At 73.3% G+C, this 243-nt stretch carries 1 pseudogene; it reads left to right on the top strand.

Going from position 1 to position 243, the window contains the following annotated elements:
- A pseudogene (locus SB816_RS34330) lies at window positions 1-228 on the top strand (sulfite exporter TauE/SafE family protein); the annotation flags it as partial.
- Between the last annotated feature and the right edge of the window lie 15 nt (window positions 229-243).

Below are 243 nucleotides of genomic sequence, written 5' to 3'. Positions count from 1 at the left end.
ATGGTGATCGCGCTGGTCGGCACCGGCGGCGTGCTCGCGACCTTCGTGGCGGGCACGCGCGCGCCGGTCGACATGATGCTGTGGTTCACCGTCGCGACGGCGCTCGGCATGGTAGTCGGGCGCGCAGCCTCGCGGCACCTGTCCGCGCGCCACGTGCAGGCCGGCTTCGCGATCGTGCTCGTGTGCGTGGCGCTCGGCCTGCTCGCGAAGGCCGCGTTCAGCGCATAAGCCGCGCGCAGCCTG

Source organism: Achromobacter sp. SIMBA_011 (assembly GCF_046535435.1).
Lineage (GTDB): Bacteria > Pseudomonadota > Gammaproteobacteria > Burkholderiales > Burkholderiaceae_B > Achromobacter > Achromobacter dolens.
This window is presented reverse-complemented; position numbering and strand designations above follow the sequence as displayed.